Source organism: Bacillus pretiosus, from assembly GCF_051294775.1.
GTDB classification, from domain to species: domain Bacteria; phylum Bacillota; class Bacilli; order Bacillales; family Bacillaceae_G; genus Bacillus_A; species Bacillus_A wiedmannii.
Genome location: NZ_JBPPHF010000277.1, coordinates 1 through 298 on the forward strand (window position 1 = coordinate 1; position 298 = coordinate 298).

Consider the following 298-nt stretch of genomic DNA (forward strand, 5'->3'; position numbering starts at 1 on the left):
TCTAAGAGACAGCTAGTTGTGTCTAAGAGAGAGCTACTGGTGCTACTGGACCTCAAGGTGGTCAAGGTAACTCGGGTGCTACTGGTGCTACTGGACCTCAAGGTGTTCAAGGTAACACGGGTGCTACTGGTGCTACTGGACCTCAAGGAGTTCAAGGTAATACAGGTGCTACTGGTGCTACTGGTGCCACTGGACCTCAAGGGGCCCAAGGTATCACGGGTGCTACTGGACCTCAAGGCGTTCAAGGTAACACAGGCGCTACTGGTGCTACCGGACCTCTATGAGAAAAAGGTAACTC

General features: G+C 52.7%; 1 pseudogene. It reads left to right on the top strand.

What is annotated here, in order from left to right:
- Window positions 1-18 precede the first annotated feature (18 nt).
- Window positions 19-298 (top strand): annotated as a pseudogene (locus ACSG5Z_RS30855) (hypothetical protein); the annotation flags it as partial.